Annotated in this window: 29 protein-coding genes; 9 read left to right on the forward strand and 20 right to left on the reverse strand. The window is 66.3% G+C overall.

The genetic code is table 11. The features are described 5' to 3' along the window. Window positions 1-238 precede the first annotated feature (238 nt). The 4 genes from ACFQ4E_RS05465 (at window position 239) to aat (ending at window position 3,551) form a co-directional block, all read left to right on the forward strand. Window positions 239-757 carry a hypothetical protein gene (locus ACFQ4E_RS05465; protein ID WP_386801933.1) on the forward strand — a complete coding sequence of 173 codons (519 nt, stop codon included), beginning with the start codon at window positions 239-241 and terminating at the stop codon, window positions 755-757. Window positions 758-1,066: 309 nt separating this feature from the next. Beyond that, window positions 1,067-1,561: an acetyl-CoA carboxylase biotin carboxyl carrier protein gene (gene accB / locus ACFQ4E_RS05470; RefSeq protein ID WP_386801934.1), complete on the forward strand. Its 495-nt coding sequence runs from the start codon at window positions 1,067-1,069 to the stop codon at window positions 1,559-1,561. A 5-nt stretch (window positions 1,562-1,566) separates the two neighbouring features. Continuing rightward, on the forward strand, window positions 1,567-2,919 hold the full coding sequence (gene accC / locus ACFQ4E_RS05475) for an acetyl-CoA carboxylase biotin carboxylase subunit (protein WP_386801935.1): 1,353 nt from the start codon (window positions 1,567-1,569) through the stop codon (window positions 2,917-2,919). Beyond that, window positions 2,916-3,551, forward strand: coding sequence for a leucyl/phenylalanyl-tRNA--protein transferase (aat, locus tag ACFQ4E_RS05480; protein WP_386801936.1), 636 nt, complete (start codon window positions 2,916-2,918; stop codon window positions 3,549-3,551). Before accC ends, aat begins: the two co-directional genes overlap by 4 nt. Here aat and ACFQ4E_RS05485 read toward each other — a convergent pair. Beyond that, window positions 3,515-3,871, reverse strand: a complete 357-nt coding sequence (locus ACFQ4E_RS05485) for a DUF2155 domain-containing protein (protein ID WP_386801937.1) — start codon at window positions 3,869-3,871, stop codon at window positions 3,515-3,517. The two genes, aat and ACFQ4E_RS05485, sit on opposite strands and share 37 nt — an antisense overlap. Window positions 3,872-3,876: 5 nt before the next feature. Beyond that, on the reverse strand, window positions 3,877-4,260 hold the full coding sequence (locus ACFQ4E_RS05490) for an NADH:ubiquinone oxidoreductase subunit NDUFA12 (RefSeq protein ID WP_386801938.1): 384 nt from the start codon (window positions 4,258-4,260) through the stop codon (window positions 3,877-3,879). A 250-nt stretch (window positions 4,261-4,510) separates the two neighbouring features. Here ACFQ4E_RS05490 and ACFQ4E_RS05495 point away from each other — a divergent pair, with 250 nt between their 5' ends. Then, window positions 4,511-5,668 (forward strand): glycosyltransferase family 61 protein, encoded by a 1,158-nt coding sequence (locus tag ACFQ4E_RS05495; protein ID WP_386801939.1) that lies wholly within the window; start codon window positions 4,511-4,513, stop codon window positions 5,666-5,668. Here ACFQ4E_RS05495 and ACFQ4E_RS05500 read toward each other — a convergent pair. From ACFQ4E_RS05500 to ACFQ4E_RS05510, 3 genes are all read right to left on the reverse strand, one after another. Next, a complete protein-coding gene (locus tag ACFQ4E_RS05500; RefSeq protein WP_386801940.1) occupies window positions 5,629-5,991 on the reverse strand; it encodes a RidA family protein in 363 nt (120 codons plus the stop codon). The two genes, ACFQ4E_RS05495 and ACFQ4E_RS05500, sit on opposite strands and share 40 nt — an antisense overlap. A gap of 133 nt (window positions 5,992-6,124) precedes the next feature. Continuing rightward, window positions 6,125-7,390: an ATP-dependent Clp protease ATP-binding subunit ClpX gene (clpX, locus tag ACFQ4E_RS05505; protein ID WP_386801941.1), complete on the reverse strand. Its 1,266-nt coding sequence runs from the start codon at window positions 7,388-7,390 to the stop codon at window positions 6,125-6,127. A gap of 159 nt (window positions 7,391-7,549) precedes the next feature. Then, window positions 7,550-8,182, reverse strand: a complete 633-nt coding sequence (locus ACFQ4E_RS05510) for an ATP-dependent Clp protease proteolytic subunit (protein ID WP_386801942.1) — start codon at window positions 8,180-8,182, stop codon at window positions 7,550-7,552. A gap of 200 nt (window positions 8,183-8,382) precedes the next feature. On the opposite strand from ACFQ4E_RS05510, the gene ACFQ4E_RS05515 reads away from it, so the two are divergent. Further along, a complete protein-coding gene (locus ACFQ4E_RS05515) occupies window positions 8,383-9,570 on the forward strand; it encodes an FAD-binding domain-containing protein (RefSeq protein ID WP_386801943.1) in 1,188 nt (395 codons plus the stop codon). Window positions 9,571-9,639: 69 nt separating this feature from the next. Here the strand turns inward: ACFQ4E_RS05515 and ACFQ4E_RS05520 are convergent, their stop codons facing one another. From ACFQ4E_RS05520 to ACFQ4E_RS05570, 11 genes are all read right to left on the reverse strand, one after another. After that, window positions 9,640-10,899 carry an FCSD flavin-binding domain-containing protein gene (locus ACFQ4E_RS05520; protein ID WP_386801944.1) on the reverse strand — a complete coding sequence of 420 codons (1,260 nt, stop codon included), beginning with the start codon at window positions 10,897-10,899 and terminating at the stop codon, window positions 9,640-9,642. 31 nt (window positions 10,900-10,930) lie between these two features. After that, entirely contained in the window at window positions 10,931-11,254 is a 324-nt protein-coding gene (locus ACFQ4E_RS05525; protein ID WP_386801945.1) for a c-type cytochrome, read from the reverse strand. Beyond that, window positions 11,251-12,501: a c-type cytochrome gene (locus ACFQ4E_RS05530; RefSeq protein ID WP_386801946.1), complete on the reverse strand. Its 1,251-nt coding sequence runs from the start codon at window positions 12,499-12,501 to the stop codon at window positions 11,251-11,253. The genes ACFQ4E_RS05525 and ACFQ4E_RS05530 overlap by 4 nt, the downstream gene beginning before the upstream one ends. Then, the gene (gene soxC / locus ACFQ4E_RS05535) at window positions 12,485-13,759 is read right to left on the reverse strand and encodes a sulfite dehydrogenase (protein WP_386801947.1); all 1,275 of its coding nucleotides are present in this window, start codon (window positions 13,757-13,759) and stop codon (window positions 12,485-12,487) included. The genes ACFQ4E_RS05530 and soxC overlap by 17 nt, the downstream gene beginning before the upstream one ends. Window positions 13,760-13,849: 90 nt before the next feature. After that, on the reverse strand, window positions 13,850-15,547 hold the full coding sequence (soxB, locus tag ACFQ4E_RS05540; RefSeq protein ID WP_386801948.1) for a thiosulfohydrolase SoxB: 1,698 nt from the start codon (window positions 15,545-15,547) through the stop codon (window positions 13,850-13,852). A gap of 94 nt (window positions 15,548-15,641) precedes the next feature. Continuing rightward, complete coding sequence (gene soxA / locus ACFQ4E_RS05545) at window positions 15,642-16,490, reverse strand: sulfur oxidation c-type cytochrome SoxA (RefSeq protein ID WP_386802065.1); 849 nt, start codon at window positions 16,488-16,490, stop codon at window positions 15,642-15,644. 53 nt (window positions 16,491-16,543) lie between these two features. Further along, a complete protein-coding gene (gene soxZ, locus ACFQ4E_RS05550) occupies window positions 16,544-16,870 on the reverse strand; it encodes a thiosulfate oxidation carrier complex protein SoxZ (protein WP_386801949.1) in 327 nt (108 codons plus the stop codon). A gap of 24 nt (window positions 16,871-16,894) precedes the next feature. Beyond that, complete coding sequence (gene soxY / locus ACFQ4E_RS05555; protein WP_386801950.1) at window positions 16,895-17,311, reverse strand: thiosulfate oxidation carrier protein SoxY; 417 nt, start codon at window positions 17,309-17,311, stop codon at window positions 16,895-16,897. A gap of 29 nt (window positions 17,312-17,340) precedes the next feature. Then, window positions 17,341-17,805, reverse strand: coding sequence for a sulfur oxidation c-type cytochrome SoxX (gene soxX, locus ACFQ4E_RS05560; protein ID WP_386801951.1), 465 nt, complete (start codon window positions 17,803-17,805; stop codon window positions 17,341-17,343). A 138-nt stretch (window positions 17,806-17,943) separates the two neighbouring features. Continuing rightward, window positions 17,944-18,528 carry a SoxW family protein gene (locus ACFQ4E_RS05565; RefSeq protein WP_386801952.1) on the reverse strand — a complete coding sequence of 195 codons (585 nt, stop codon included), beginning with the start codon at window positions 18,526-18,528 and terminating at the stop codon, window positions 17,944-17,946. Between the two features lie 19 nt (window positions 18,529-18,547). Continuing rightward, window positions 18,548-19,285 (reverse strand): cytochrome c biogenesis CcdA family protein, encoded by a 738-nt coding sequence (locus ACFQ4E_RS05570; protein WP_386801953.1) that lies wholly within the window; start codon window positions 19,283-19,285, stop codon window positions 18,548-18,550. 14 nt (window positions 19,286-19,299) lie between these two features. Between ACFQ4E_RS05570 and ACFQ4E_RS05575 the strand changes: the two genes are divergently transcribed. The 3 genes from ACFQ4E_RS05575 (at window position 19,300) to ACFQ4E_RS05585 (ending at window position 21,248) form a co-directional block, all read left to right on the forward strand. Further along, window positions 19,300-19,791, forward strand: a complete 492-nt coding sequence (locus ACFQ4E_RS05575) for a thioredoxin family protein (protein ID WP_386801954.1) — start codon at window positions 19,300-19,302, stop codon at window positions 19,789-19,791. Further along, window positions 19,788-20,123: an ArsR/SmtB family transcription factor gene (locus tag ACFQ4E_RS05580; protein ID WP_386801955.1), complete on the forward strand. Its 336-nt coding sequence runs from the start codon at window positions 19,788-19,790 to the stop codon at window positions 20,121-20,123. The genes ACFQ4E_RS05575 and ACFQ4E_RS05580 overlap by 4 nt, the downstream gene beginning before the upstream one ends. 66 nt (window positions 20,124-20,189) lie before the next feature. Then, a complete protein-coding gene (locus ACFQ4E_RS05585) occupies window positions 20,190-21,248 on the forward strand; it encodes a YeeE/YedE family protein (RefSeq protein ID WP_386801956.1) in 1,059 nt (352 codons plus the stop codon). 9 nt (window positions 21,249-21,257) lie between these two features. Here the strand turns inward: ACFQ4E_RS05585 and ACFQ4E_RS05590 are convergent, their stop codons facing one another. From ACFQ4E_RS05590 to ACFQ4E_RS05605, 4 genes are read right to left on the reverse strand one after another with little or no spacing between them, the layout of a single operon-like run. Further along, window positions 21,258-23,678 (reverse strand): DUF3772 domain-containing protein, encoded by a 2,421-nt coding sequence (locus tag ACFQ4E_RS05590; protein ID WP_386801957.1) that lies wholly within the window; start codon window positions 23,676-23,678, stop codon window positions 21,258-21,260. Continuing rightward, on the reverse strand, window positions 23,675-24,703 hold the full coding sequence (locus ACFQ4E_RS05595; protein WP_386801958.1) for a cysteine synthase A: 1,029 nt from the start codon (window positions 24,701-24,703) through the stop codon (window positions 23,675-23,677). Before ACFQ4E_RS05595 ends, ACFQ4E_RS05590 begins: the two co-directional genes overlap by 4 nt. A 59-nt stretch (window positions 24,704-24,762) precedes the next feature. Next, window positions 24,763-25,890 (reverse strand): NUDIX domain-containing protein, encoded by a 1,128-nt coding sequence (locus tag ACFQ4E_RS05600; protein WP_386802066.1) that lies wholly within the window; start codon window positions 25,888-25,890, stop codon window positions 24,763-24,765. 4 nt (window positions 25,891-25,894) lie between these two features. Further along, a complete protein-coding gene (locus ACFQ4E_RS05605) occupies window positions 25,895-26,335 on the reverse strand; it encodes a TrgA family protein (protein ID WP_386801959.1) in 441 nt (146 codons plus the stop codon). Between the last annotated feature and the right edge of the window lie 4 nt (window positions 26,336-26,339).

Here is a 26,339-nt window from a genome sequence, read left to right on the forward strand (position 1 = left end):
TACGGCTCCCTCGGCGACACCTCCACCCTCGCCGAACCCGAGGTCGTCGACGACCTCATCGAAAATCGGCAGAACAGAACCTGATACTTTTTAATGGCTTGCAGAGCGAAGCTGATCTTGGCTTTGCCCGGCATGGTCACCCCGGTTTACGGTTTGGCAACCATGAGATCCGAATTCGCTCCGGTTCTCGCAGGCACCGATGCTACGCTTCGAGGAGTTCCCGAAGTCGGAGGCATCCATGCACATCACTGGACCCGTTCCGCTAACCGCACCGCAGGTGAGCGGCCACCCTCTGGGCCTCGCAGAGCGCCCTCAGCCGTTTCGACCCGAGGCGAGGGTGGAGCGGCTCGAAAACTCCGGCCGCAGCGCCCTCGACACAGGATCGATGGCGCGGGACAGCGACGCCAACGCAAAATCCCAACGCGCGGGATCGGACGATCACGTCGCGCCGCCGACCATCGTGCAACTCAAGATCGCCGCGCTGCTCGACGCACAAGCGCGCTCCGGCGCCCTCCCCGACCGTGCCTCGGATACAGCAAGGGACGCCCGCGCCCTGCCCGACCACGCAGCACCCCAAGCCTACGCGGCACCGGGCGCCGCGATGCGGGGGTTCAGCTCTGAGCCGCCCGAGATAGGGGCCCCGGGAGGATCGGACGCAGACCCGCCGAGCCCGCCCGTGGGCCTGATCGAAGACGGGCCAGAGGTTCTGCCACCGGTCAGCGAGCCAATGGAAGATGCTCTTGCGCGCGATACGTGAGAGACGACGGGGGCTTTTCGGGAGGGCCCCCTCTATCGTTCGTCCCGATCGCGAGCGGCCTTGTAGAGCCTTCGATCAGCGATGTTCTCCTCGGTGGCCGGGCGATTTTCCGAGGCCTGATGTCCGAGCTCGGCGTCTGGCAAATGGGTTGAAGGCAGGCTCGCGTCGCGTCCTGACGGAGAGCGATGGCGCGCCTGGCTGCAAGCCCCGACGCAGCGTCGCTTTTCACCGCCTTTGCCATGCCCTATAAGCGGCGGTGACAGCGCTGACCCAGGGTCCGGGCGGCGGCGAGAACCGACCGAGGATGGCATGACCAACAACAAACACGAGGCCGACGTCGCCTTTATCCAGGCGCTTGCGGAACTCCTGCGGGAAAACGATCTGACCGAGCTGCAGGTCAAGCGGGATTACGGCGAAGACGACAGCCTCAATGTCCGCGTCAGCCGTCTGCAACCGCAAGCCGCCGCACCGGCAATCGCCGCCCCCGCTCCTGCACCGGCGGCAGCGCCCGCAGCGGCAGCCCCCGCGCCCGCCGCTGAAGCCCCGGCGAGCGACGATCCGGCCAGCCATCCAGGCGCCGTGACCTCGCCGATGGTCGGCACGGTCTACATGCAGCCGGAACCCGGCGCCCCGTCCTTCATCAAGACCGGCGCGCAGGTCCAGGAAGGCGACACGCTTCTCATCGTCGAGGCGATGAAGACGATGAACCACATCCCGGCGCCGCGCTCCGGCACGGTCAAGCGTATCCTCGTCGAAGACGGCGCACCGGTCGAATACGGCGCGCCTCTCGTCATTCTCGAGTAAGCGCGATGTTCGACAAGGTCCTGATTGCCAATCGCGGCGAAATCGCGCTGCGCGTCATCCGCGCCTGCCGCGAGATGGGGATCGCGAGCGTCGCGGTCCATTCCACCGCCGATGCCGATGCGATGCATGTGCGCATGGCCGACGAGACGATCTGCATCGGCCCGGCCTCTTCGGCGCAAAGCTACCTGTCGATCCCGGCGATCATCTCGGCCTGCGAGGTGACCGGCGCTCAGGCGATCCACCCGGGCTACGGGTTTCTCTCGGAGAATGCCCGCTTCGTGCAGATCGTCGAGGATCACGGCCTGACCTTCATCGGGCCGACCGCCGAACACATCCGTATCATGGGTGACAAGATCACCGCCAAGGACACGATGAAGGCGCTCGGCGTGCCCTGCGTGCCCGGCTCGGACGGCGGCATCCCGGATCTGGAGACCGCCAAGGCGCTCGGCGACGAGATGGGCTATCCGGTCATCGTCAAGGCGACCGCGGGCGGCGGCGGCCGCGGCATGAAGGTGGCGCAGAGCGCCGGCGACATGGAGCGCGCCTTCCAGACCGCGCGGTCCGAGGCCAAGGCGGCCTTCGGCAATGACGAGGTCTATATCGAGAAATACCTGACCACGCCGCGCCATATCGAGATCCAGGTCTTTGGCGACGGCAAGGGCAAGGCGGTGCATCTGGGCGAGCGCGACTGCTCGCTGCAGCGCCGTCACCAGAAGGTGCTGGAAGAGGCCCCCGGCCCCGCAATCTCGGAAGAAGAGCGCGCGCGGATCGGCAAGATCTGCGCCGATGCCGTGGCCGAGATCGGCTATGCCGGTGCTGGAACCATCGAGTTTCTCTATGAAGACGGCGAGTTCTATTTCATTGAGATGAACACCCGCCTGCAGGTCGAGCATCCGGTGACCGAGGCGATCTTCGGGGTCGACCTGGTGCGCGAGCAGATTCGCGTGGCCTCGGGGCAGCCCCTGTCCTTTGCGCAGGAGGATCTCGTGATCCGCGGGCACGCGATCGAGGCGCGGATCAATGCCGAGAAACTGCCGAACTTCTCGCCCTCGCCGGGCCGGATCACGCAGTATCACGCGCCGGGCGGCCTCGGCGTGCGGATGGACAGCGCGCTCTACGACGGCTACCGCATCCCGCCCTATTACGACAGCCTGATCGCCAAGCTCATCGTGCACGGACGTGACCGACCCGAAGCCATCGCGCGGATGAAGCGCGCGCTCGGCGAGCTGATCGTGGACGGCGTGGACACGACGGTCCCGCTCTTTCATGCGCTCCTGGACGAGCCGGATGTCGAAGCCGGGCGCTACAACATCCACTGGCTCGAGAAATGGCTGGCGGAGGCGCTCGAGACCGCGTGAGCCTGTCGCCGGACCTTCTGATCCAGGCCTATCGCGCCGGGGTGTTTCCCATGGCGGAAAGCCGGAACGACCCGGTTATCTTCTGGGTCGATCCGAAGCTTCGCGGCGTCCTGCCGCTCGACGGGTTCCGCATCTCGCGCAGCCTCGCGCGGCGGCTCCGGCGCGACGATTACGAGGTGACGCTGAACCGCGCCTTCGGCGACGTGATCGCGGCCTGCGCCGACCGGCCCGAGACCTGGATCAACCCCGAGATCGACCGTCTTTTCAACGCACTCCATGCCTCGGGCGATGCCCATTCGCTGGAGGTCTGGCAGGATGGCGAACTGGCGGGCGGGATCTACGGCGTCGCGCTCGGCGCGGCGTTCTGCGGCGAAAGCATGTTCTCGCGCCGGACCGATGCGTCGAAGGTGGCGCTCGCGTGGCTGGTCGATCAGCTGCGGCGGACCGGGTTCACGCTCTTCGACACGCAGTTCCTGACCTCGCATCTGGCGTCGCTCGGTGCGATCGAGATCCCCCGGGCTGCCTATCACGACGCCCTGCGCGACGCGCTGGAGATGTCGGCGGACCTGGTGTCAGTGGCGCTTGCGGCGTCGGGTCAGGACGTGGTGCAGCGCAACACCCAGACGTCGTAGCGCGGGTGGTCGAGCGCGTTGAGCGCGGGGGCCGACGCGATCATCCAGCCGCGGAACACCGGCTCGGGCACGCCGAGCTCGCGCACCGTCAGCCAGGCATAGGCGTCGCCCGCGGGATTGCCATCCGGGTAGCGGCACTGCTCTGCGGCGATCTCGATCCGGCCGACCGACTGCATCTGCCCGGCGGGCAGCTGCATGTCGCTGACCTTGCCGGTCAGCTTGTCGAGCGCGCGGATCGCCACGCCCGAGCCGTTCTGCGTGGCTTCCTGCGCCATCGCCGGAGAGGCGATCAGCGCGAGCGCAAGACACAAAGCGCGCATCGGCGTCACTCCGGGCTCCAGGCCTCGTAATCGCTGCGCTCGATCGGGTCGACGCGGCGGATCGAGCCCTTCGGCGCATAGGCCAGCGCGCTGCCGGTGAGGTTCTCGATATGGGGCTTTTCCCACGGCTTGTGGGCGAGCGGCTTGTCGGTGGGAGGCGCATCATAGGTGTGGTGCAGCCAGCCGTGCCAGTCGGGATCGACGCGCGTGGCCTCGGCCTCGCCGTTGTAGATCACCCAGCGGCGGGCGCCGCCGCCGGACTGGTAGAAGACGTTGCCCTGCGAATCCTCGCCGACCTTCTCGCCTTTGCGCCAGGTCCAGAGCTGAGTGTTCAGGGTTTGGCCGTTCCACCAGGTCACTGCCCGGAGAAGCGTGTTCACGATGCCCATATGCACCTCCAATCGTGCCTGTCTCTCCTATGCCGCATCGCGCGGGCGAGGTCCAGCCTCGGCCGGGTGTGGCGGCGCACCCGCATCCCCGGGCGGCGACGGAGCCTGGGACTGTGCAGGCGGCGCAGGCGACGCTAGGCTTTGGTCGCATGACGAACAGCCCCAGAAGGGGCTTGAGGATCGACTACATGAGAGCTGTAATAATAGCCGGGATTTTAGCCGCTCAAGATGACATCCGGGGTATCGTTTGATGACCCAAACGTTTCAGGAATGCCCTCACCCGGACGGCGGATGGTCCGTCTCTTTGGAAGATTTAAGGGATGCGCTGGTTCTTCCGGCGGAGACGCGCGGGTTCGTGCAGCCATTGGGCATCCGCCGGTCAGATGGCAGCTATTGCAATACCGGCGCTTATTGGCGCAATGCCCGCCCGCTTTCGACGGAACCGCCGCTGCCTGACAATTGCACGCCCGCAAAGCTAGAAGGACGGTGGCTTTGGGGTGGTGTCCTTTGGCGTCATTTCGGACACTTTCTTGTAGAAAGCACCGGACGTCTTTGGGGTCTCGACGCGACCGAACGCCCGCCCGAAGGAATCGTTTACGTGGGCAAAAGACCGCGTTCCGGCAACGAGATACGAGACTTCCAGCGCGCCTTCTGGAGCCTCTGCGGCATTGATCTCCAAGTCAAGGTGATCGAGGAGCCAACCGAGGTCGCGGAATTGATTGTACCGGGCCAAGGCTTCGGCCTTGGACCGATCATTTCGGGCACTGAGCCGTTTCGCGGCTTCATTTCTCGACGTTTCGGCTCATATGTGGAGCCGGATGGCAGCGAGCGGCTTTATATCAGCCGCGCGAACCTCGGGAGCCGCAAAGGCGGACTTATCGGCGAGGAACGGATCGAAAGGCTTTTGGCTGCGGAAGGCTATGAGATTTTCCATCCAGAAAAACACGACCTGCACACTCAGGTGGCGCGCTACAAGGCCGCAAAGAAGGTGCTGGCCGTTGAAGGGTCGGCGCTCCACCTTTTTGCCATGTGCGGACGTCCGCACCAGCAGGTTGGAATTATCCTTAGACGCCAGAGTGTCGCCACGAACCAAATTTTGCGTCATCTTCAGAGCTTCGCTGGGATCACGCCTCACCGCCTCGACGCACTTCGGAACGTGTACGAACGAAAAGGCGGGCACAAATCGCGCCACGATCTAGGCGTTCCAGACCTGCCGCGCCTCGAACGATTGCTCGCGGAAGCCGGTTTCGTTTCGGGCACCGCAGATTGGCCGGACCTTCGATGGCGTTACGTGAAGAAGATCATCGGAAACGACTACGATAAACGATCCAAACGCCGGACGTCCGGCACTGCTGAGTCATCGCCCGCTCAGCCCGCAAGCGCCGTCAGTTCGATCTCGATCCGATAGGCCGGGTCGATCAGGCCGCATTCGATCATCGTCGCGGCGGGCGGGTTGGCGCCGAAGGTCTCGGAGAGGATCGGCCAGCAGCGTTCGAACTCGCTCCGGTCCGGCAGGTAGTAGGTGACGCGCACCGCCCGGTCGAAGCCGCTTCCGGCCTCGGCGAGGGCCTTGCTGATGGTGGCGAGCGCGGCGCGGCATTGCTCTTCGACCGTCTCGCCCTGCCCCACCGTTCCGGCGACGAAGACGAACCCGCCGGCGACGGTGGCGCGGCAATATCCGATCTTGGCCTCGAACGGGCTGCCGGTGTGGATGCGGGTGATCTCGGTCATGTCCATGTCTCCAGAGAGTGTCTGGCGCCGATAAGAGCCGCGCCGCGCGCCGCGTCAAGAGCCGCTCTCCACGAACGAAACGCGCCGCCCGATGGACCGGACGGCGCGTAAAGGTTTCAGATGCGACCGGAGATCAGCCCGCGGAGGCGGGCTCCTTCTTCTGGTCGGCGTAGATCATCAGCGGCTTGGCCTCGGAGGTCACCGCCTCTTCGTTGACGACCACCTCTTCGACATCATCCATGCCCGGCAGTTCGAACATGGTGTCGAGCAGGATGTCCTCGAGGATCGAGCGCAAGCCGCGCGCGCCGGTTTTCCGGGCGATGGCCTTCTTGGCGATGGCCGAGAGCGCATCGTCGGTGAAGGTCAGCGTCGTGTCCTCGATCTCGAAGAGCCGCTGGTACTGCTTGACCAGCGCGTTCTTGGGCTGGGTCAGGATGGTGACCAGCGCGTCCTCGTCGAGATCCTCGAGCGTCGCCAGAACCGGAAGACGACCGACGAATTCCGGGATCAGGCCGAACTTGAGCAGATCCTCGGGCTCCAGATCCTGGAAGATCTCGCCCACGCCGCGCTCGTCCACGTCGCGGACATCGGCCCCGAAGCCCATCGCCGAGCCCTTGCCGCGCTGCGCGATGATCCGGTCGAGACCGGCGAAGGCACCGCCGCAGATGAAGAGGATGTTGGTCGTGTCCACCTGCAGGAACTCCTGCTGGGGATGCTTCCGACCGCCCTGCGGCGGCACGGAGGCCACGGTGCCCTCCATCAGCTTCAGAAGCGCCTGCTGCACGCCCTCGCCCGACACGTCGCGGGTGATCGACGGGTTCTCGGACTTGCGGGTGATCTTGTCGACCTCGTCGATATAGACGATGCCGCGCTGCGCCCGCTCGACATTGTATTCCGACGCCTGCAGGAGCTTGAGGATGATGTTCTCGACATCCTCGCCCACGTAGCCGGCCTCGGTCAGCGTGGTCGCGTCGGCCATGGTGAAGGGCACATCGAGGATGCGCGCCAGCGTCTGTGCCAGAAGCGTCTTGCCGCAGCCGGTCGGGCCGATCAGCAGGATGTTCGACTTCGAGAGCTCGATATCGGAGCTTTTCGCCGAATGGTTCAGGCGCTTGTAGTGGTTGTGCACCGCGACCGAGAGCACGCGCTTGGCCTTGGCCTGGCCGATCACGTAATCGTCCAGAACCTTGCAGATCTCGAGCGGCGTCGGGACGCCATCCGAGCTCTTGAGGCCGGAGCCCTTGGTCTCTTCGCGGATAATGTCCATGCACAGCTCGACGCATTCGTCGCAGATGAACACGGTCGGGCCCGCAATCAGCTTGCGCACTTCATGCTGGCTTTTGCCGCAGAAGGAACAATAGAGGGTATTCTTGCTGTCGCCGCCAGAATTCGTCGCCATATCAACCCTTTCCCGGACCTGCCCTCCGGAGCCCGCCGTCATGGGCGGACACCCGGGGCCGACAGGCCAAAAAGATGCCGTTAGCCTAGGCCAGCTTCCCCGGCCCGACAATCGCAAATTGCACCGGCTTTGCGCCGGTCACGGTCTGTTGCCCAAAGGTTAGGACGTCAGATCTTCGACCTTTTCGCGGCTCGCGACGATCTCGTCGATGAGCCCCCAGTCCTTGGCCTCTTCGGGCGACATGAAATTGTCCCTCTCAAGCGCCGCCTCGACCTTCTTCAGGGTCTGTCCGGTGTGCTTGACGTAGATCTCGTTCAGCCGGTTCTTGAGCTTCTGGGTCTCTTGGGCGTGGATCATGATATCCGTCGCCTGGCCCTGGTAGCCGCCGGAGGGCTGGTGGACCATCACCCGGCTGTTGGGCAGCGAGAACCGCATGCCCTTCTCGCCCGCGGTCAGAAGAAGCGAGCCCATCGAGGCCGCCTGGCCGATGACCAGCGTCGACACGGCGGGCTTGATGTACTGCATGGTGTCGTAGATCGACAGCCCCGAGGTCACCACGCCGCCGGGCGAGTTGATGTACATCGAGATTTCCTTGGACGGGTTCTCGGCCTCGAGATGTAGAAGCTGCGCCACCATCAGGCTCGACATGCCGTCATGGACGGGGCCCGACAGGAACACGATCCGCTCCTTGAGAAGACGCGAGAAGATGTCGTAGGCGCGCTCGCCACGGCTGGTCTGCTCGACCACCATGGGCACGAGCGTGTTCATATAGGTGTCGATCGGATCTCTCATAGCGCCTGCCTCTCGCTTGTCCCGCCGCCCCGCACGGCGGCCGGTCGGGAGAGTCTTAGTCACGCCCGGGAGGGGCTGCAAGGGAGGGTCGTGCACAATCCGAGAGGTTGGTCGTGAGGCACTCCGACCCGCGCGTTTGGTCGCGCTTGCGGCGGGGCGGCGGCGCCCTACCCTCGCTGGCGTCGAGACGGGAGGCAGAGATGGATCAGGGCTGGGCGGAGCCGACGCGGGACGCCGGATTGAAGCGGCTGAGGGCGTTCGTGCCGCAGGCGGGCCGCGCCTATGCGGAGCGGCGGAATTACGATCTGCCGGGGCATGAGAACGTCTCGCGCCTGTCGCCCTGGCTGCGGCATCGCCTGGTGACCGAGGAGGAGGTGCTCGGGGCGGTTCTGGCCGAGCATGGCCGCGACGCCGCGGGCAAGTTCGTCGACGAGGTCTTCTGGCGCAGCTACTTCAAGGGCTGGCTCGAGATGCGGCCCACCGTCTGGGGCGCCTATTGGGGCGAGCTGGTCCTGGCCTGGGACCAGGTGCAAAGCCAGTCGGGCCTGCGCGAGCGCTGGGAGGCCGCCTGCCGCGGCGAGACCGGGATCGACTGCGCCGATCACTGGGCGCGGGAACTGGTCGAGACCGGGTATCTGCACAACCACGCGCGCATGTGGTTCGCCTCGATCTGGATCTTCACGCTGCGCCTGCCCTGGGCGCTCGGGGCGGATTTCTTCCTGCGGCACCTGCTCGATGGCGATCCGGCCTCGAACACGCTGTCCTGGCGTTGGGTGGCGGGGCTGCAGACGCCCGGGAAACCCTATGCGGCGACCGCGTCGAACATCGCGCGCTTCACCGAAGGACGGTTCCGCCCGAATGGACTGGTCGAGGAGGTGCGCGCGGTCTCGGGCGCGCCGAACCCCGATCCCGGCCCCCTGCCCGAAGGCGGTCGGATCGATCCCGGCAAGCGTTCTGTGCTGCTCCTGCACGAAGACGACCTGTCGCCGGAATGGCTGTTTGAGGCCGGGCTGGCGCCGGTGGCAACAGGGGTGGTGGATGCGACGGGGCGGATGTCGATCCTGAAGGCGTCGGAGCGGGTCCAGGCGTTCAAGGCCGGGGCGCTGGCCGATTGCGTGGCGCGGCACGAGGAGCGGCTCGGCGAGGTCACGGACGGGCTCGACAACCGCGAGGCGGTGATGGCCTGGGCGGAGGGGCATGGTGCGGAGCAGATCGTGACGTCCTACCCACCCGTCGGACCGGTGCAGGGTCTTCTCCGGGGTGCGGGCGGCGTGCCGATCGTCTCTCCGGTCCGGGACTGGGACGCGCGGGCCTGGCCGCATGCCACCAAGGGCTTCTTCAAGTTCCGGGAGCGCATCCCCGACCTTCTTTCGGCGAGCGGATTTTGACACAAAATCCGCCCGAAATCCGAACCGGATTTCGACGGTTTCCGGTTCGGAAACCGCCGCCGGTGGGGATCAGCCGAACATGTCCTCGGTGATCGCCCGGTACCAGCCGAGGCTTTCCTCGTAAGTCGCCTTGCGGGTCGCCGGGTCCTCTCCGGTCTGGCTGATGAAGCCCTCGGTCGATGCGATCTTCTCGTCGGTCGCCTCGTAGGCGGCGCCGACCTTCACCCCATCCTCACCCGAGATCAGCGACCAGCAGGTGTTGTTGAACCGCGCCGGGAAGACGCGGCTGCCCGTCAGCGCGCCGCGCACCGCCATCGCGCAGACCTTCGCCTGGCTGTTGGCCGAGAAGCCCGATTTCGGCATGTCGCCCTGCGCCGAGGCATCGCCCAGGATATGCACGGCCTCGTCCATCTTCGAGGACATATCCGCCGCGTTGACCGGCGCCCAGTCGCCCTCGGTCAGCCCGGCCTCGGAGCAGATGCGCCCGGCCTTCTGGGCGGGGATGACGTTGACCACGTCGGCCTCGATCACCTCGCCGTCGATATCAACCGTCATCGACGCGGCATCGACGCTGGTGTTGCCCGCGCCGAAATCAGGGCCGATCCGCTCGATCATGCCGGAATAGTGCTTTTGCCAGCCTTCCTCGAAGAGCGCCTGCTTCGAGAACTTCTCTTTCGGATCGGCGATGATGATCTTCGCGGTCGGGTTGTTGGCCTTGAGGTAATTCGCAATCATCGACACCCGCTCGTAGGGTCCCGGCGGACAGCGATACGGGTTCGGCGGCGCGACCATGACGAAGGTGCCGCCCTCGGGCATGGCCATGACCTGCGCTTTCAGGAGCTCTGTCTGCGTCCCGGCCTTGTAGGCGTGGGGCATCACGTCCTGATGCTCGAGCCCCCAGCCCGGCACGGAGCCGTCGACGAAATCGATGCCGGGCGACAGGATCAGCCGGTCATAAGGCACCGAGCCGCCGCCCGCGAGCGCCACGGTCCGGGCATCGCGATCGACGCCGGTGGCCCAGTCATGCACCACGTTGATGCCATGCTCCGCGGCCAGCGTGCCGTAGCCGTGGGCGAGGCTCTCCAACTCGCGGAAGCCGCCGAGATAGAGGTTCGAGAAGAAGCAGGTGTAGTAAGTGCGGCTGGGCTCGATCAGCGTGACGTCGATCGCGCCCTCGCTGTCCTTGGCGATGTAGCGCGCCGCCGTGGCGCCCCCGGCGCCGCCGCCGACCACCACCACGCGGGGTTTGCCTTGGGCGCGCAGCATCGGGGCTGCGAGCGTCAGCGACGCGGCCCCCGTGGCGAGAAATGAGCGTCTGTGCAAAGTCATGATGTCCTCCCTTAAAAAATGAAACGGCTCCTTATTGGAGCTCTTCGAAATAGGCGGCGAGTGCCGCGATCTCCTCATATGAGAGACGCCCGGCGACCATGGTCATCACCGGGTGCTCCAAATCCTTGTGCTTGTAGGCCGCCATGACGTCGAAAAAGGCGTCGCGCGGCAGGCCGGTGATCGCCGGGATGCCCTCTGCCCCGCCATCGCCCTGGTGGCAGGCGGTGCATTCTCCGGCGAGATAGGCGCCCCATTCCGCGTCTCCGTCGGCGAGGAGCGCGGCGCGGGTGTCAGGATCGGGCTCGCTCGCCGCGGCGGGGGCCGCGGCGAGGAGCAGGAGGGCCCATGCCCTCATTCGCCGACGCTCTTGAGATAGGCGATGACCGCGGCGCGGTCCTCCTCCTTGCGGAGACCGGCGAAGGCCATCTTGGTGCCGCTCATCGTGCCGCGCGGATCGGCGAGGAACTCGGCCAGGAGCGCCTCGTCCCAGACCCCGCCATGATCCGCAAGCGTGCCGGAATAGTTGAAGCCGTCGACGCCGCCGACCTCGCGCCCGACGATGCCGTTCAGCTGCGGACCGGAGCCGTTCTTCGCGCCCTCGCCGACCTTGTGGCAGGCCGAGCATTTGCGGAAGACCTTCTCGCCCGCGGCGACCAGTTCGGGGTCCGGGGCCGAGATGTCCTCCGCGGGCGCCTCGGTATCGGCGGTCTCTTCCGCGGAGGCTTCGACGGTCTCGGAACCCTCGCTGTCGCTGCCCGCCTCTTCGAGCTCGGCCTTGGCCTCGGTCAGCGCTTCGGCGACGGTGCCCTCTTCCTCGGGCGTCACGTCGAGCACGGTGGCCTTCATGGTGATCTTCACCTCGTCCTTGCAATTCTCCATGCAAGGCTCGGCGCGCCACATCGGGTATTCCGTCTCGGCCCGGTCGTCGACGATGAAGCCGTCGGCGTTGGGCATCTCGACCTCGAGGAAGTTCTCGTTCGAGAGGACGAATTCGTCATCCACGATGAAGTTGGAATAGAGGATGTAGGCCACGATCGCGTAGACCTCGTCATCGCTGAGGCTCTGGGCGTTGCCGAAGGGCATGGAGCGGTGGACGTAGTCCCAGGCGGTCGAGAGATAGGGCCAGTAGCTGCCCACGGTCTTGACCGGGTCCTTGTCGGCCAGCGTGCCCTCGCCGCCGGCGAGCTCGGGCCAGTTGCCGATGCCCTCGGCGAACTCGCCGTGACAGACCGCGCAGTTTTCCGAGAAAAGCCCCTCGCCATCGGCGACCGAGCCCGAGCCCTCGGGCAGCCCCTCGCCGTTCGGCATGATGTTGACATCCCAGGCGTCGATCTCTTCGGGCAGCGCCTCGCGGCCGATGCCGAACTTGGCGCCCGAGCCGCCCTCGTCGGCCTGCGCGGCGGCGACGAGCAGCCCCTCCGCGGGAGCCTCGGAGGTCTGGGCAGCGACGGGCGGAGACGACGGTGCGGGCTCTGCCTCGGCCGCGCGCTGGGGCGCGGGTGCGGGGCGGGTCACGAAGCGGTCGGCGAAGCCGACGGCGGTGGTCAGCAGGATCGCCATGCCGCCGAGCGCGCCGCCGAAGAGTTTAAGAGACTTCGACATTTTCCGCCTCCCCGTTTTCCTTCACATGCCAGGTCTGGATGCAGTTGTTGTGGTAGATCGAGTTCTCGCCGCGCACCTCGCGCAGCTGCGTCTTGGTCGGCTGGACATAGCCGGTCTCGTCCATTGCGCGCGACTGGAGCAGCATCTCGGAGCCGTCCCAGACCGTGTCGAGATAGAAGCGGGTCAGCGCCATCTTCTCGCCGGGCTTGGCCAGGCGCGCGGTCTCCCAGGTCTTGCCGCCATCCTTCGAGACATCGACGCGCGTGATCGCGCCGTGACCCGACCAGGCGAGACCGGTGATGACCATCGGGCCGGGGCCGTGGGAGATCGGCGCTTGCGGACTGGGCGATGTGACGACCGACTTGGCGTCCATGACCCAGGTCCATTTCCGCGAGGTGCCATCGGCCAGCGTGTCGGTGTATTTCGAGGTCTCCTCGCGGCTCTCGACGGGGCCGTCGGTGATCTCGATGCGGCGGAGCCACTTCACCCACATGTTGCCTTCCCAGCCGGGCACGACGAGGCGGACGGGATAGCCATGCTCCTTGCGGAGCGCCTCGCCATTGGCCTTGAAGGCGACGAGCACGTCGTCGAGCGCCTTCTCGATCGGGATGGAGCGGCCGTTCGAGGAGGCGTCGTGCCCCTCCACATAGACCCATTTGCCATCGAGATCGTCGGGCAGCCCCGCCTCTTCCAGGAGCGTGCGGAGCGGCACACCGGAATATTCCATGTTGTGGATCATGCCATGGGTGAACTGCGCGCCGTTGAGCTGCGCGCCCGCCCATTCCATGCCGGTATTGGCCGCGCATTCGCAGAAATAGACATGGTTCTCGCGCGGGAAGCGTTCGAGATCGGAATAGGTGAAGACCAGCGGCGTGCCGACGAGGCCGTTGACCATCAGCCGGTACTCGTCCTTCGACATGTCGATGGCGCCGGAATGGTGACGCTCGAAGGCGCAGCCCTGCGGGGTGATCGTGCCGTCGAGCGCGTGGATCGGCGTGAAGTTGATCGACGAGATCGTGTCGGCGGTCAGCCACTCGACATTGCGGCGGATCACGTCGCTCTCGTATTCGATGGGCAGGCCGTAGGGCGTGGCGTCGACGCCGTCGCCCAGGCTCTGCGCGAAGCCTTGGGTCTCCGTGATCAGCGGATCGGGCTCTGCCGCCCGCGCCGCGCCCGCCCCCAGAACCGCGCCCCCGAGCGCGACCGACCCTCTCAGGAATGCCCGGCGGCTGGTGCCCGCCTTGGTCTCGTCCGTCATCTCAGACCTTCCTCCTTCGTATCGTCACATTCTACTATGTGAATGATATATCGAAAATTTTTTGACCCCGAGGGGCCGAGGCGGCGGCGCTTACGCGCCGTCCACCGTCACACTGGTATTCTCGTCGGAATTGACCGTGCCGAGCTTGCGGATGTGGCTCTCGACCACCTCCCAGATCGGCGGGCCCTCGGTGCCCTCGTTGACGCTGGCCCAACCCGCGACGACGTAGTTTCGCGCCGGGTCGATGGGCTCGCCGGTCGCGAGAAGCGTCATCTCCGAGATCCGCTCGCCCTGCGGCTTGCGCACGTCGATGCGGTAGCCCATGCCGCCGACCCGGACCATGTCGCCGCCCTGCTGGTAGAACGGGTCGGGGTTGAAGATGTTGTCGGCGACGTCCTCGAGCACGACCTTGAGGAACTCGCCGTTCATCTCGGTCCGGTAGGCCTCGGGATAGGTCATCGAGGTGACGCCGAAGATGTCCTCGCGGGTGATGTCCTGACCGGGGATCAGGGACGGCCCCCAGCGCACGCCGGGAGAGAGCGCGATCTCGGCCTCGCGCTCCGACAGCAGCGCGTCGCAGATCACGTCGTCCCAAGAGCCGTTGAAATTGCCGCGGCGATAGAGAAGCCCCTCGGCCTGGCCGATCACCTCCTGCATGTCGGCGAGGAACGGCGCGCGGGAGCTTTCGATCTGGGCCGCCATCTCGGCGTCGGGCGCGATCACGTCCGAGAAGATCGGGATCAGCTTGTGGCGGTAGCCCATCATCTTGCCGTCGCGCACATCGAGATCGACGCGGGAGACGAACTTGCCGTTCGAGCCGGTGGCGATGACGATCGTGTCGCCGACGACGACCGGCTCGGGCAGCGCATCATGGGTGTGGCCGGAGAGGATGACGTCGATGCCGGGCACGACGCTGGCCATCTTCTTGTCCACGTCGAAGCCGTTATGGCTGAGGCAGACGACGAGATCGGCGCCCTGGTCACGCACCTCCTGGACCATCTGGGCCATGTGCTCGTCGCGGATGCCGAAGCTGTATTCGGGGAACATCCAGCCCGGGTTGGCGATCGGCATATAGGGGAAGGCCTGGCCGATGACGGCGATGTTGACGCCGTTCTTCTCGAAGAACTGGTAGGGCTTGAAGCGCTCCGCGGGCTCGTCCCACTCGGCGTCGAAGATGTTCTGCCCCAGCGCGGCGAAGGGCAGCGTGTCGAGGATCTCGTGCACGCGGTCGGAGCCCAGCGTGAACTCCCAGTGGAAGGTCATCGCGTCGGGTTTCAGGAGGTTCATCGCATCCACGACGTCCTGACCGGCGGTCTTGAGACAGGTGTAGGAGCCGTGCCAGGTGTCGCCGCCATCAAGGAGAAGCGCGTCGGGCCGCTCGGCGCGGATCGCCTTGATCACCGTCGCGATGCGGTCGAGCCCACCCATCCGGCCATAGCCTTTGGCCAGGGCGGAAAAATCGTTGTAGGTCAGCGCGTAATGCGCCGGAGTTCCATCTTCGATCCCGTAGAAGCGGCGGAATTCGGCGCCGGTGATATGCGGCACCTCGCCCCGGTTCGCACCGACGCCGATATTCACCTCGGGCTCGCGGAAATAGAGCGGCGTGAGCTGGGCGTGGATATCCGTCATGTGGATCAGCGTGACGTTGCCCAGGGGCTCGAAGCCCAGGATGTCGTCCTGGCTGAGCATCTGCTGGGCAGCGAGGCGAGACCATCGGCCAAAGCCCGACGCGCCGTAAAGCGCCGCCGCGGCCATTGAGGCTTGCAGGAAATCGCGTCTGGAGATCATCTTCGGGCCCTTCCCGTCAGGTCAAACATTCGGATATGTGCATGCGTTACAAGCGAAAGACCCCGCGCCACGGATGCGACGCGGGGTCCTTTGATCAGTTGCGGACCGAGGGTGCCTCGACCGAGAGACCGTTGCCGCGCGAGGCGACATAGAGCTCGAGCGCCACGAACTCGGGCGAGCCGGGGCTGAAGGTTTCGGCGCGGGTGTCGCGCACGCAGCCCTTGAAGCGATCATGCACCTGGTTGAGCTTGGTGTTCTTCAGACGGTAGGCCGGGAAGCCGTTGATCTGACCCTGGCTCAGGTGGTCGGCGCGGATGTAGTTGCCGTAGTTCTGCTCGTGGCAGGACGCGCAGCTCAGCTCCAGCTGACCGAACCGGGTGTAGTAGAGCTCCTTGCCCTGCTCCCAGGTCTCGGCCACCGGGCCGTCGATGGCGACGTTCACCGGCATGCCGCGCGACTGGACCGAGATAAGCGCTTCCATCGCGGTCATGTCGCCCGAGGTGTAGCCATAGGGCTCGGCCTTCATGTTCTCGGTCCGGCAGGCGTTGATCTGCTGGGCCAGGGTGCGAACCTCGCCGGCCCCTTCGTTCCACTTGGGATAGACAGCGCGCACGCCCTCCATCGCTTCGGACACGTCGCCGTGGCAAGAGGCGCAGCTCTCGCCCGCCTCACCCTCGACCGTATCCCAGGCCGCCTGGGCCTGATCGACGGCCAGGAAAGCCGGGTTGTCGAAATCGTCCATCTCGGCTTCCTGGGTTTCGTCCGAGCGGAAGCGCCAGCCTGAATAGATCACCGGCAGCACACCGTCGAGATGCGCCGGCGGCTCTGCCTCGGTCACGATCTCGATGTCGCCGTTGATGACGAGGCTGTCCTCGTCGGCCTCGGCCCAGGCAAGGCCTGCCGCGGCGACGAGGCCGGCGGTCAGGGCGATGGTCTTTGTCATTTTCATGTTTTCCCTCCCTGTGAGACCGGGCCCCCAGCGGGGCCCGGCTGCCGTCAGCCGACGGTGATCTCGCCGGTCTCTTCGTAGACGTCCCCGTCCTGGTCGTGCCAGGTGAAGGTGAAGGTGCCGCTCTCGGGCACTTTCGCCTGAAACTCGAAATACGGGTTGGTCGAGATCGCCGGCTCCATCGCCACATCGATGATCGTCTCGCCGTTGAAGGTGGCGGTGAAGCGATCGATGATGTGCTCGGGAATGACGTTGCCGTCCTTGTCCTTGCGCTGGCCCGATTCCATCGGGTGGCTGATCAGCGTCTTGATGGTGACGCTCTCGCCGGCAGAGGCCTTGCTCGGCACTTTGACGCGGGGTTTGACGTTATCCATGTCTTCTACTCCTGTGCCTGTGCCTCAGCCGCCGCAGCCGCCGATGGTGACTTTGACGTTCTTCGTGGTGCGCGCGAAGCTGCCATCCTCGAGCTTGGCGATCGCGATCACGTCCTGGGTCTTGGCCAGGCGGATGCGGGTCGAGGCGGTCTGCGACCCGGCCATCGGGCCGAAGTTGAAGGTCGCGACGACCGGCTCGGGGTTGCCCGCGGCCAGAAGCAGGATCGCGCTGGCGCCGGGTGCGGAGACCTCGACCGGCACAGTGTTGCCGTTCTCGGCGATCTCGGGCGCGTTGAGCTCAACGCCGCCCTCGCCGGGCTCGGTGCCGCCGGTGAATTCGGTTACGGCATCTTCCACGGCCGCGGAGACCGGGAAGGGCAGCAGGGCGAGAAACGCGGCACCCGCGCCCATCGCCATGGTGTCTCGTCTGGTGAAGTCCATCTCGTTTCTCCTTGTTCTCTCGCTCAATTTTACTTGAGCGTCATCAGGAAGGCGACCACGTCCTCGACCTGCTGTGCGGTCAGGAGCGGCGGCAGCGGCTCTGTGCCGGCCTTGCCGGTGAATGCATCGCCGGGACGGATGAAGCCGGTCGACTTGTAGAAGGCCGGCATGACCGTGTCCGGGAAGGTGATCTTGGCGTTGGCCACGATGCCGCGAAGCTCGGCCTCGCCCCAGCGATCCGCGACGCCGTCGAGCGGCGGGCCGATTTCGCCCTGGAAGGCGGCGTCGAGCGCGCTGATCTGGTGGCAGGCCACGCAATTGCCGAGACCGCGGGTGCTGGCGACGTTCGCGCCTGCCTCCGCATCGCCCGGAGCGCCCGAGAGCGAGCTTTCCACCGAGCCGTATTCTCCGTAAGCGACCTCTTGCGGGTCAACGTCCTGCGCATGGACCGCGCTCGCGGCCAGAAGCGCAACACCGAGTGCTGTGAGCCTCATTTTTCCTCCCATATTCATCCGCGGCCCGTAAACCGGACACTGAGACTTCCGTATACCCTAGAGCACAACCGGGCCGCCCCGCAACGACAAATTCACATAAGCGAATTTTTGTTGGCGTTACGCGAAAGGCGCCTCCGGTCAGTCGGTTTTGCCGTTGTCGCGCTCCTGGATCATCCGCGCATGATACCGCTGGAAATCCTCATCGCCGTCAAGCTCATAGCGCTTTTCGTTCACCCAGGTGAACATGTCCAGAGTGGTCCCGAGAGCGAAGGCTCCGGGCATCACCGACACCGCCGCCTGGGACACGCTTTGTCCCTCGGGGACCTCTTCGGGCAGGAACAGGATCGTCGGCGTGAAGAGAATCCCCCACTTCCGCGCCGCCGCCTTTTCCGACAGCGCCTCGCCGTCGAGATCGGTGACCTCGGTGTCGCCGTGCAGGTTCATCTGCACGACGAAATAGTTCTCCTCGATGTAGTCGCTGAGGACCGGCTCGGGGAACACCTCCTCGTGCATCTTGGTGCAGTAGACGCAGCCGCGCTGCTCGAAGAAGATCACCAGCCGCTTGCCCTCGGCATTGGCCTCGGCGAGGTCCTCGCGCAGGTCCTTGAAGGTGTCGCGCATCCAGTCGGTCTTGTGCAGACCGTCATCGCCCAGGGTCGCGGCGAGAAGCGGTGAGGCAACGGCGAGTGTCGCGGCCGTGGCGACGGCGATCAGGGCTCTCATGTCGGTCATGTCCTCCGTGTCAGCCCAGCGATGTGAAGCCGGGAAAGGTGTCGATCAGCCATTGCGCGATCAGGTTGACCGACCCGGTCGCGATCAGGATAGCAAAGAGGATGAGCATGACGCCCATCACCTTTTCGGCATAGCCGAGGTATGTGCGGTTGCGCGCGGTCCAGCGCAGGAACGGCCCCGAGAAGAGCGCCGCGACCACGAAAGGCGCGGTCATGCCGATCCCGTAGACCAGAAGCAGGAGCCCGCCGCGCCAGAGATCGCCCATGCCCGACGCGATCATCAGGATCGAGGCCAGCGCCGGGCCGACGCAGGGCGTCCAGCCGAAGCCGAAGGCCAGGCCCATCGCGTAGGCCCCGAGATAAGTCGAGGGCGGCACGGTGCTCTCCACACGCGCCTCGCGGTAGAGGATCGGCACCCGGATCACGCCGAGAAAATGCAGGCCGAAGACCATCAGGATCGCCGCCGCGACATAGGAGAGCGGCTCCTGGTAGGTCGCGAAGGTGCGGCCGAGCGCGGTCGCGCCGAGGCCCAGAAGCACGAAGATCGTGGTCACCCCGGCGGCGAACAGCAGCGCCGAGACGACGAGCCGCCTCTGCGCGCCCGGCGCCACCTCGGTCTCGCCGCGGATCTCGTTGATCGAGAGCCCCGCCATGTAGCTCAGGTAGAACGGCACCATCGGCAGGATGCAGGGGGTAAAGAAGCTCAGGATGCCCGCAAAAAGGGCACCCGCATAGCTCATGTCCAGCATTGCACCGGCGCTCCTTGAGCAATTCATATATTCAGATTATGTTGTGCGTCGAAACCATCGTCAACGGACCACACCGCGTGCGTTTGTTTTTGTCCATGCTCACGGCCCTGGCAACCCTCGCCAGCGCCGCGATCGCTGAGACCCGGCTCGTCATTGTCGAGCAACCGGGCTGCATCTTTTGTGCCCAGTGGAACGAACAGATAGCCCCGGCCTACCCCAACACCGAGGCCGGAAAGTTCGCGCCTCTGCTGCGGGCCCAGATGTCCGAGGGCGCGCCCGAGGGCTACAGTTTCGACCGTCGGGTCCTCGTGACGCCGACCTTTATCCTGACCGAGGACGGCACGGAGCTTGCGCGGATGGAAGGCTATCCGGGCGAGGATTTCTTCTGGCCGCTCTTCGAGGAGCTCCTGCGCACGCATACCGATTTCGGGGCCGAGACCGGCGCGGAGACCGTCAAGGAAACACGTCTTTTGAATCCGACCGAAGCACGGGGAGTGCTGCGATGAACCTGCCTGTAATGACCGCCGACATGGCCGATGAAGAGATCGAGGAGATCGTCTCGAAGGCGACCTCCGCGGCCTCCTTCCTCAAGGCGATCAGCCATGAGGGACGTCTGATGATCCTGTGTCACCTGGTTTCCGGCGAGAAATCCGTGACCGAGCTCGAGGATCTTCTCTCGGCCCGCCAGGCGGCGGTGAGCCAGCAGCTCTCGCGGCTGCGGCTCGAAGGGCTCGTCGTGCCCCGGCGCGAGGGCAAGGCGATCTACTACCGGCTCGCGGACGACAAGCCGCGAAAGATGCTCGAATGTGTCTACGAGCTGTTCTGCAAGGACACGTGACGCCGGACGCCGCGGACAGGGAGCCCTGACAGGGGGCTTGCGGCACCGGATCTGGGAGGGGAATGCATGGACGCCGTGATGACGGATCACGCGCTGATGGCCGCTGTCGGTCTGTTCGGCGGCGTGCTTCTCGGTCTGGCCGCTCGAATCGGCCGCTTCTGTTCGCTCGGGGCCATCGAGGACGTGCTCTATGCCGGGTCCGACCGGCGCCTGCGGATGTGGGGGGTGGCGATCGGTCTGGCGGTCGCGGGCAGCTTCGGCGCGGGCGCGCTCGGGTTTGCCGATCTGTCGTCCTCGATCTATCTCGCGCAGGCCTGGAACCCGCTTGCCTCCATCGTCGGAGGCCTGCTCTTCGGCTACGGCATGGCCTTGGCGGGCAATTGCGGCTACGGCGCCATCGCGCGGCTCGGCGGCGGCGATCTGCGCAGCTTCGTGATCGTCCTGGTGATGGGCGTCGCGACCTTCGTGGTCCTCTCGGGCCCCCTCGCCTCGCTCAGGGTGGCGCTCTTCCCGACGGACCTTGCCGCCGCCGGACGCGAGCCGGGGCTGGCGCATGGGCTGGCACGGATGACCGGCGTCCCCTTGGCCGCGACCGGGATCGCCGCCGGGCTTCTGATCGCCCTGGCCTCCGCCGCCGGGCGCGAGATCCGCGGTGACGCCAAGGCGCTGGCCTGGAGCGCGGTGGTCGCCCTGGCCGTCGTCTCCGCCTGGGTCGGCACGAGCGCGATCACCGCGCAGAGCTTCGAGCCGCTGGGCGTCCAGTCCCACACCTACTCGGCCCCGCTGGGCGAGACGATCCTGTGGTTCATGACCGCGTCCGGCCGCCCGCTCAGCTTCGCGGTGGGATCGGTCGCGGGGGTCTGGCTCGGCGCGTTTCTGGGCTCCGTGCGGCTGGGGCATTTCCGCTGGGAGGCCTGCGAGGACCCGCGCGAGCTGCGCCGCCAGATCGTCGGAGCCGCGCTCATGGGCGGCGGCGCTGTCGTCGCCATGGGCTGCACCGTCGGTCAGGGACTCTCGGCCTTCTCGGTCCTGGCCTTCAGCGCGCCCGTCACCGCGGCCGCGATCTTCGCGGGCGCGGCGCTTGGTCTTCGGCACCTGATCTGGGGCTTCTCCCCCGCCGAATAGCCCCGCAGCCTATTCGCCGTCGGGATCGCCCATCGAGGTCTTCTCGTGGCGCGGCGGCTCGGGCGGCATCTCCTGCGTACCCTGATCCTTACCGGCAAAAGCGCGGTGCGGGGTGACGGTCTGGCCGGTGAGCGTCTCGGCGTTGCGGAGCCAGATATCGCGCTGCGGGAACGGGATCTCGATGCCTTCCTCGGAGAAACGCTCGGCGATCTGGTGGTTCATCTCGGTGTGCACGACGAGGATTTCGAGCACGTCCGACAGCATCACCCGGATCTCGAAATTCAGGGCATTGTCGCCGAAGCCCTTGAAATAGATGAAGGGCTCGGGGTTCATCAGCACCAGCGGATGCGCCCGCGCGATCGAGGTCAGGATGCGTTCGACCTGCCGCGTATCGGTGCCGTAGGACACGCTGACCGGCACGATCAGACGCCCCACCGTGTTGCCATGCGTGTAGTTCGTGACCGTGCCGGTGATGAAATCGGCATTGGGCACGATCACGTCGAAGCGGTCGAAGGTCTCGATGCGGGTGGAGCGGACCGAGATGTCCTTGACGAAGCCGGAATTGCCGTTGACGTCGATCCAGTCGCCCTGGCTGATGGGGCGCTCGATCAGCAGGATGATGCCCGAGACGAAGTTCTGGACGATGGTCTGCAGGCCGAAACCGATCCCGATGGAGAGCGCACCGGCGACCACGGTCAGGGTCGACAGATCGAGGCCCGTGGCCGTGAAGGCGACAAGCGCGGCGATGATCACCCCGACATAGCCGAGGCCCGATACGATGGCGTTCTGGCCGCCCACGTCGATCCGGGTCTTGGGCAGGACCGTGGTGCGCAGACCGCCCTGGAAGAGCCGCGTCAGCGCGTAGCCAATGGCGAAGACCAGCGCGAAGGTGAGGAAATCGAGCGGCGAGATCCGCGTCTCGCCGATGGAGAAGCCGGTGACGAAGCGGGTCCAGAGCTCGGTGATGTCCGAGGTCCGCGCGCCCCAGATCAACGCCGCGACGGGCGCGGCCGCGAGCAGCAGGATGAACCCCGCGAGCACCGGGATCAGCGTCTGCGATTCCTCGGTCGTGCGGCCCGTTACCAGTTCGTAGATGTCCGAGACCAGCCGCTGCAGGACGAGCACCAGACCCGCCAGGAGCAGGGACGCGATGGTGGGCGCGATCATGAATTGCGACAGCGCCGCGTAGCCCGCCACGGCCAGGAGCGGCGCGACCGAGGCGATGATCATCAGCAAGGTGCCGACGATGCGTAGGACCCGCATCTCGAACTGCGTGCCGTAATTCGCTTCGGCCTCTTCGTTCTCGTAGACCGCCTCGGCGTTGCTGAAGATCTGGCCCAGGCGGAAGAGGACGAGGGACGCGCCGATCAGGACCGGCAGCGCGAGGACGCCGTTGATCTCGGCGGACCAGTCGCCGAAGCCCGACAGGGTCATGCGCGCGTCGCGCAGAACCATCAGGATGGAGAGGATGTTGAAATAGGCGCGCGCCTCGAAGCGGCGCTGCGGCGCGATGGGCAGCGTGGCCTCGCGGTCGTCATCCGAGAAGGTCTGCAGCGCCAGCCAGCGGACGAAGACGAAGGTCCCGAGCCAGATCGGCAGGTTCAGGAGCAGCGCGTCGACGCGCTCGGTCACGAAGCCCGTCAGGCGCGCGGCGACCACGATCAGGAGGATGCCCGTCAGGGGCAGCACGATCAGCCCGAGCGACAGGAGGAACCGCCAGACGCCCGAGCCGCGCCGGGTCGCGCGGCGCAGCCAGCGGACGGCCGCCTCGGCCCAGGCGCGGCCGCGCAAGAGCAGGATGAGGCCCGCGGCCAGGGTGACGATCACCGAGGGCAGCGTGTCGTAGAAGGCCTGCGTGCCCGCGTTCTCGATCCAAGCGTCGTCGATCTCGTTCCAGAGCGACTCGAGGGTCAGCGCCAGCGCGGCAGCCGCCTCGGTCCAGATCACCGGGTTGAGCGGCGCGGCCTCGCGGCGCAGAAGCTCGCGCGTCTGCCGGGCGCGGATGCTCTGGTCGATCTCCCGGATCAGGCCGTCGGCGCGGGTAAAGGCCTCTTCGGCGGTCTGCACCGGCGCGCGCGCCTCGGCGAGCTGGGTGGTCAGTTCGGATCGGCGGCGGGCGACGTCCTCGGCCTCGACCTCTTCGGGCGCGGGTCCGAGCGCTTCGAGCTGGGCCTGGATCGTCGAGATGCGCGAGCTCTGCTCTTCCTGCAGGGCGATGAACCGGTCGCGGAACCCCGCGATCCGGCTGCGCAGCCCTTCGAGCACGTCCTCGTCGGGCCGCGCGGCGCCCAGCGCCTCTTCGGCCTCGGCCGCCGTCGTCTCCCAGGTCGCGTAATCGACCGCGGTCGCGTCCGGCTGTGCCCAGGCCGTGCCCAGAGAGATCCACAGCGCGGCAAGTGCCGCGAGGCAAATCCTCAGAGCGGGTCTCATACGTCCTCGAAGACGCCCGGGATCGACGCCGGGGCGCGGTCGAGCCAGGACGGAACGGGCAGTCCCTTGCCCGCCAGGAACTCCGGGTTGAAGAGCTTGGACTGGTAGCGGTTGCCGAAGTCGCAGAGGATCGTGACGATCGTGTGCCCCGGCCCGAGCTCCTTGGCGAGACGGATCGCGCCCGCCACGTTCACGCCCGTGGACCCGCCCATCACGAGCCCCTCCTCCTGCAGGAGGTCGAAGACGATCGGCAGGGCCTCGGCGTCGGGAATGCGGTAGGCGAAATCCGGGGTGAAGCCTTCGAGATTCGCGGTGATCCGGCCCTGCCCGATGCCTTCGGTAATCGAGTCGCCGGGGTTCTCCTCGCCGGTGTAGATCTTGAAGAGCCCCGCCCCCTCGGGATCGGCGAGACCGATCTTCACGCCCTTGGACTGCAGCGCCTCGGCGACGCCCGCCAGCGTGCCGCCCGAGCCCACGGCGCAGATGAAGCCGTCGACCTTGCCGCCGGTCTGCTCCCAGATCTCGGGGCCTGTGGTCTCGATATGCGCGCGGCGGTTGGCGATATTGTCGAACTGGTTCGCCCAGATCGCGCCATGGGCGCTGTCGCGCGCCAACTCCTCGGCCAGGCGGCCGGAATATTTCACGTAGTTGTTCGGGTTCTTGTAGGGAACCGCCGGAACCTGCACGAGCTCGGCGCCCGCGAGCCGGAGCATGTCCTTCTTCTCCTGGCTCTGGGTTTCGGGGATCACGATCACCGTCTTGAAGCCCATCGACGCGCCGACCAGCGCGAGACCGATGCCAGTATTGCCCGCCGTGCCCTCGACGATTGTGCCGCCGGGCTCAAGAAGCCCCTTCTCCACCGCGTCGCGGATGATGAAGAGCGCGGCGCGGTCCTTCACGGACTGGCCGGGGTTCATGAACTCGGCCTTTCCGAGGATCTCGCAGCCGGTCAGTTCGGACGCCTTGCGGAGGCGGATGAGCGGCGTGTGGCCGACCGCGTCGGCAAGGTCGCGGGCAATGCGCATGGTCTGAATATCCTCCGGGGCAACAGTGGCCTACGGTGTAGGCCGCGTCCTGCAGGATCTCAAGCTGCGCCGCGCAAGCCCGGACGTGCCCGCGCGAGCCAGAGGAGCATCATGGCCAGGGGGCCTGCGTTGATCTCGCCGCTGTCGAACAGCGCCATCGCGTCGTCGAAACTGAGGACATGGGCGCGGATGTCCTCATTCTCGGCATCGAGGCCCGCGAGCCGCATGCCGCGGCCCTCGAGATCGCAGATCCCGAGATAACAGTGGAAAAACTCGGTCGAATAGCCCGGCGAGGCATAGACGCGGGTCATGCGCTCGACCGCGGAGAGCTCGATATGCGCCTCTTCGCGGGCCTCGCGGATGACGCACTCGGCCGGGTCCTCGCCCGCCTCGACCAGCCCGGCGACCGGCTCGAGCACCCAGGGCGCGGCATCGCCGCGGCAGAGCGGGCCGTAGCGCAGCTGTTCGATCAACAAAACCTGATCGGTGGCCGGGTCGTAGGGCAGGACCAGCGCGGCGTCGAAGGCGATGAAGCTTTCGCGGGTGATCCGGTCGCTCGTGCCACCGGCGAAATGCGGATATTGCAGGTCGAACTCGGCCATGCGGAAAAAGCCGTTGAACGGGTAGCGCGTCTCGAAACGCTGCATGTCCTCGGCGCGAAAGCTCGCGCGGAGCGTCTGCGGCGCAGTGTCCCGAGCGAGAATGCGCGCCCAGCCACGCGCGCAGAAGAACGGCCAGAGCGCCTGCACCGCTTCGGGCGATTGATGACCGTAGCGGGCCATCACCTCTTCGGCGGCTAGAAGCGTGATTTCGCCCCAGTCGCGCTGCCACCCCTCGAGGCTCCAGGGCGCGCCCGCCTGCCAGGTCTCGCCCAGCGGAAAGAACACCCGCGCCTCGGCGGGGCCGGTCTCGGTCGTGACGGTGAGCGGGCGCAGCTCGAACGCGAACCCGCCCTCGTAGAAGGCCAGCCGCGCGACATCCTCGTCGCTCAGATCGCGCAGGAGAAGACCGGACGCCGCGGCGCCGGGCTGGGCCTCGATCATCGGGAAATTGTGCCCCGTCACGGCGCGGCAGGCATAGCCGTCGAGCCGGGCGGTCAGGGGCGCAAGCGCGTCCTCGGCGCGGTCCAGCACCAGCGCGAGCAGCGGCAGATGCCGAAGCGTGCCGTAGAAGAACAGGTCGGACAGGGACTTATCTCCAGTGCTTCGCGGCTTTCTCGGACGCGAAGCCCACCACGATCGCGCCGATCAGGAGCGGGCCGATCACCGAGGGCACCATCATCGTTCCGGCATAGTCGATGAAGAGAACGAAGGCCTCGTTCAGGGCTTCCATTGCGCCGTGGAACCGGTGCTTCATGGACAGGCGGAACATCTCGTAGAGCGCCTGCACGGCCAGTCCCCAGACCACCAGCGCCACCACGCCGGTCAGACCGTTCGAGACCGCCGCCGCCCAGCCGCGGCCGACACGCTTGCCGACCACGATCCAGCCCGCCAGGAATCCGAGCACCGCGTTGACGATCGAGAAGATGCCGAAATCGGTGCTGTCGGGCAGGAGCTCCTTGATCAGCTCCGAGATAAGATATCCGAGCGCCGCCATGAGAAGGGCAGCGACCAGTTTCGGAGCAGTGGGCATAAGA

Source organism: Litorisediminicola beolgyonensis (genome assembly GCF_042679605.1).
GTDB lineage: Bacteria > Pseudomonadota > Alphaproteobacteria > Rhodobacterales > Rhodobacteraceae > Litorisediminicola > Litorisediminicola beolgyonensis.

What these genes read in the sequence shown, in the direction of transcription:
- soxA (WP_386802065.1), bottom strand. Translation starts at nt 16,490, where the DNA reads ATGACAAAGACCATCGCCCTGACCGCCGGCCTCGTCGCCGCGGCAGGC.
- ACFQ4E_RS05515 (WP_386801943.1), top strand. Translation starts at nt 8,383, where the DNA reads ATGGATCAGGGCTGGGCGGAGCCGACGCGGGACGCCGGATTGAAGCGG.
- ACFQ4E_RS05525 (WP_386801945.1), bottom strand. Translation starts at nt 11,254, where the DNA reads ATGAGGGCATGGGCCCTCCTGCTCCTCGCCGCGGCCCCCGCCGCGGCG.
- ACFQ4E_RS05570 (WP_386801953.1), bottom strand. Translation starts at nt 19,285, where the DNA reads ATGCTGGACATGAGCTATGCGGGTGCCCTTTTTGCGGGCATCCTGAGC.
- ACFQ4E_RS05485 (WP_386801937.1), bottom strand. Translation starts at nt 3,871, where the DNA reads ATGCGCGCTTTGTGTCTTGCGCTCGCGCTGATCGCCTCTCCGGCGATG.
- ACFQ4E_RS05585 (WP_386801956.1), top strand. Translation starts at nt 20,190, where the DNA reads ATGGACGCCGTGATGACGGATCACGCGCTGATGGCCGCTGTCGGTCTG.
- ACFQ4E_RS05605 (WP_386801959.1), bottom strand. Translation starts at nt 26,335, where the DNA reads ATGCCCACTGCTCCGAAACTGGTCGCTGCCCTTCTCATGGCGGCGCTC.
- ACFQ4E_RS05565 (WP_386801952.1), bottom strand. Translation starts at nt 18,528, where the DNA reads ATGAGAGCCCTGATCGCCGTCGCCACGGCCGCGACACTCGCCGTTGCC.
- soxC (WP_386801947.1), bottom strand. Translation starts at nt 13,759, where the DNA reads ATGACGGACGAGACCAAGGCGGGCACCAGCCGCCGGGCATTCCTGAGA.
- ACFQ4E_RS05510 (WP_386801942.1), bottom strand. Translation starts at nt 8,182, where the DNA reads ATGAGAGATCCGATCGACACCTATATGAACACGCTCGTGCCCATGGTG.
- soxZ (WP_386801949.1), bottom strand. Translation starts at nt 16,870, where the DNA reads ATGGATAACGTCAAACCCCGCGTCAAAGTGCCGAGCAAGGCCTCTGCC.
- ACFQ4E_RS05495 (WP_386801939.1), top strand. Translation starts at nt 4,511, where the DNA reads ATGACCCAAACGTTTCAGGAATGCCCTCACCCGGACGGCGGATGGTCC.
- ACFQ4E_RS05590 (WP_386801957.1), bottom strand. Translation starts at nt 23,678, where the DNA reads ATGAGACCCGCTCTGAGGATTTGCCTCGCGGCACTTGCCGCGCTGTGG.
- accB (WP_386801934.1), top strand. Translation starts at nt 1,067, where the DNA reads ATGACCAACAACAAACACGAGGCCGACGTCGCCTTTATCCAGGCGCTT.
- soxB (WP_386801948.1), bottom strand. Translation starts at nt 15,547, where the DNA reads ATGATCTCCAGACGCGATTTCCTGCAAGCCTCAATGGCCGCGGCGGCG.
- ACFQ4E_RS05490 (WP_386801938.1), bottom strand. Translation starts at nt 4,260, where the DNA reads ATGGGCATCGTGAACACGCTTCTCCGGGCAGTGACCTGGTGGAACGGC.
- soxY (WP_386801950.1), bottom strand. Translation starts at nt 17,311, where the DNA reads ATGGACTTCACCAGACGAGACACCATGGCGATGGGCGCGGGTGCCGCG.
- ACFQ4E_RS05595 (WP_386801958.1), bottom strand. Translation starts at nt 24,703, where the DNA reads ATGCGCATTGCCCGCGACCTTGCCGACGCGGTCGGCCACACGCCGCTC.
- ACFQ4E_RS05500 (WP_386801940.1), bottom strand. Translation starts at nt 5,991, where the DNA reads ATGACCGAGATCACCCGCATCCACACCGGCAGCCCGTTCGAGGCCAAG.
- ACFQ4E_RS05520 (WP_386801944.1), bottom strand. Translation starts at nt 10,899, where the DNA reads ATGACTTTGCACAGACGCTCATTTCTCGCCACGGGGGCCGCGTCGCTG.
- ACFQ4E_RS05465 (WP_386801933.1), top strand. Translation starts at nt 239, where the DNA reads ATGCACATCACTGGACCCGTTCCGCTAACCGCACCGCAGGTGAGCGGC.
- accC (WP_386801935.1), top strand. Translation starts at nt 1,567, where the DNA reads ATGTTCGACAAGGTCCTGATTGCCAATCGCGGCGAAATCGCGCTGCGC.
- soxX (WP_386801951.1), bottom strand. Translation starts at nt 17,805, where the DNA reads ATGAGGCTCACAGCACTCGGTGTTGCGCTTCTGGCCGCGAGCGCGGTC.
- ACFQ4E_RS05530 (WP_386801946.1), bottom strand. Translation starts at nt 12,501, where the DNA reads ATGTCGAAGTCTCTTAAACTCTTCGGCGGCGCGCTCGGCGGCATGGCG.
- clpX (WP_386801941.1), bottom strand. Translation starts at nt 7,390, where the DNA reads ATGGCGACGAATTCTGGCGGCGACAGCAAGAATACCCTCTATTGTTCC.
- ACFQ4E_RS05580 (WP_386801955.1), top strand. Translation starts at nt 19,788, where the DNA reads ATGAACCTGCCTGTAATGACCGCCGACATGGCCGATGAAGAGATCGAG.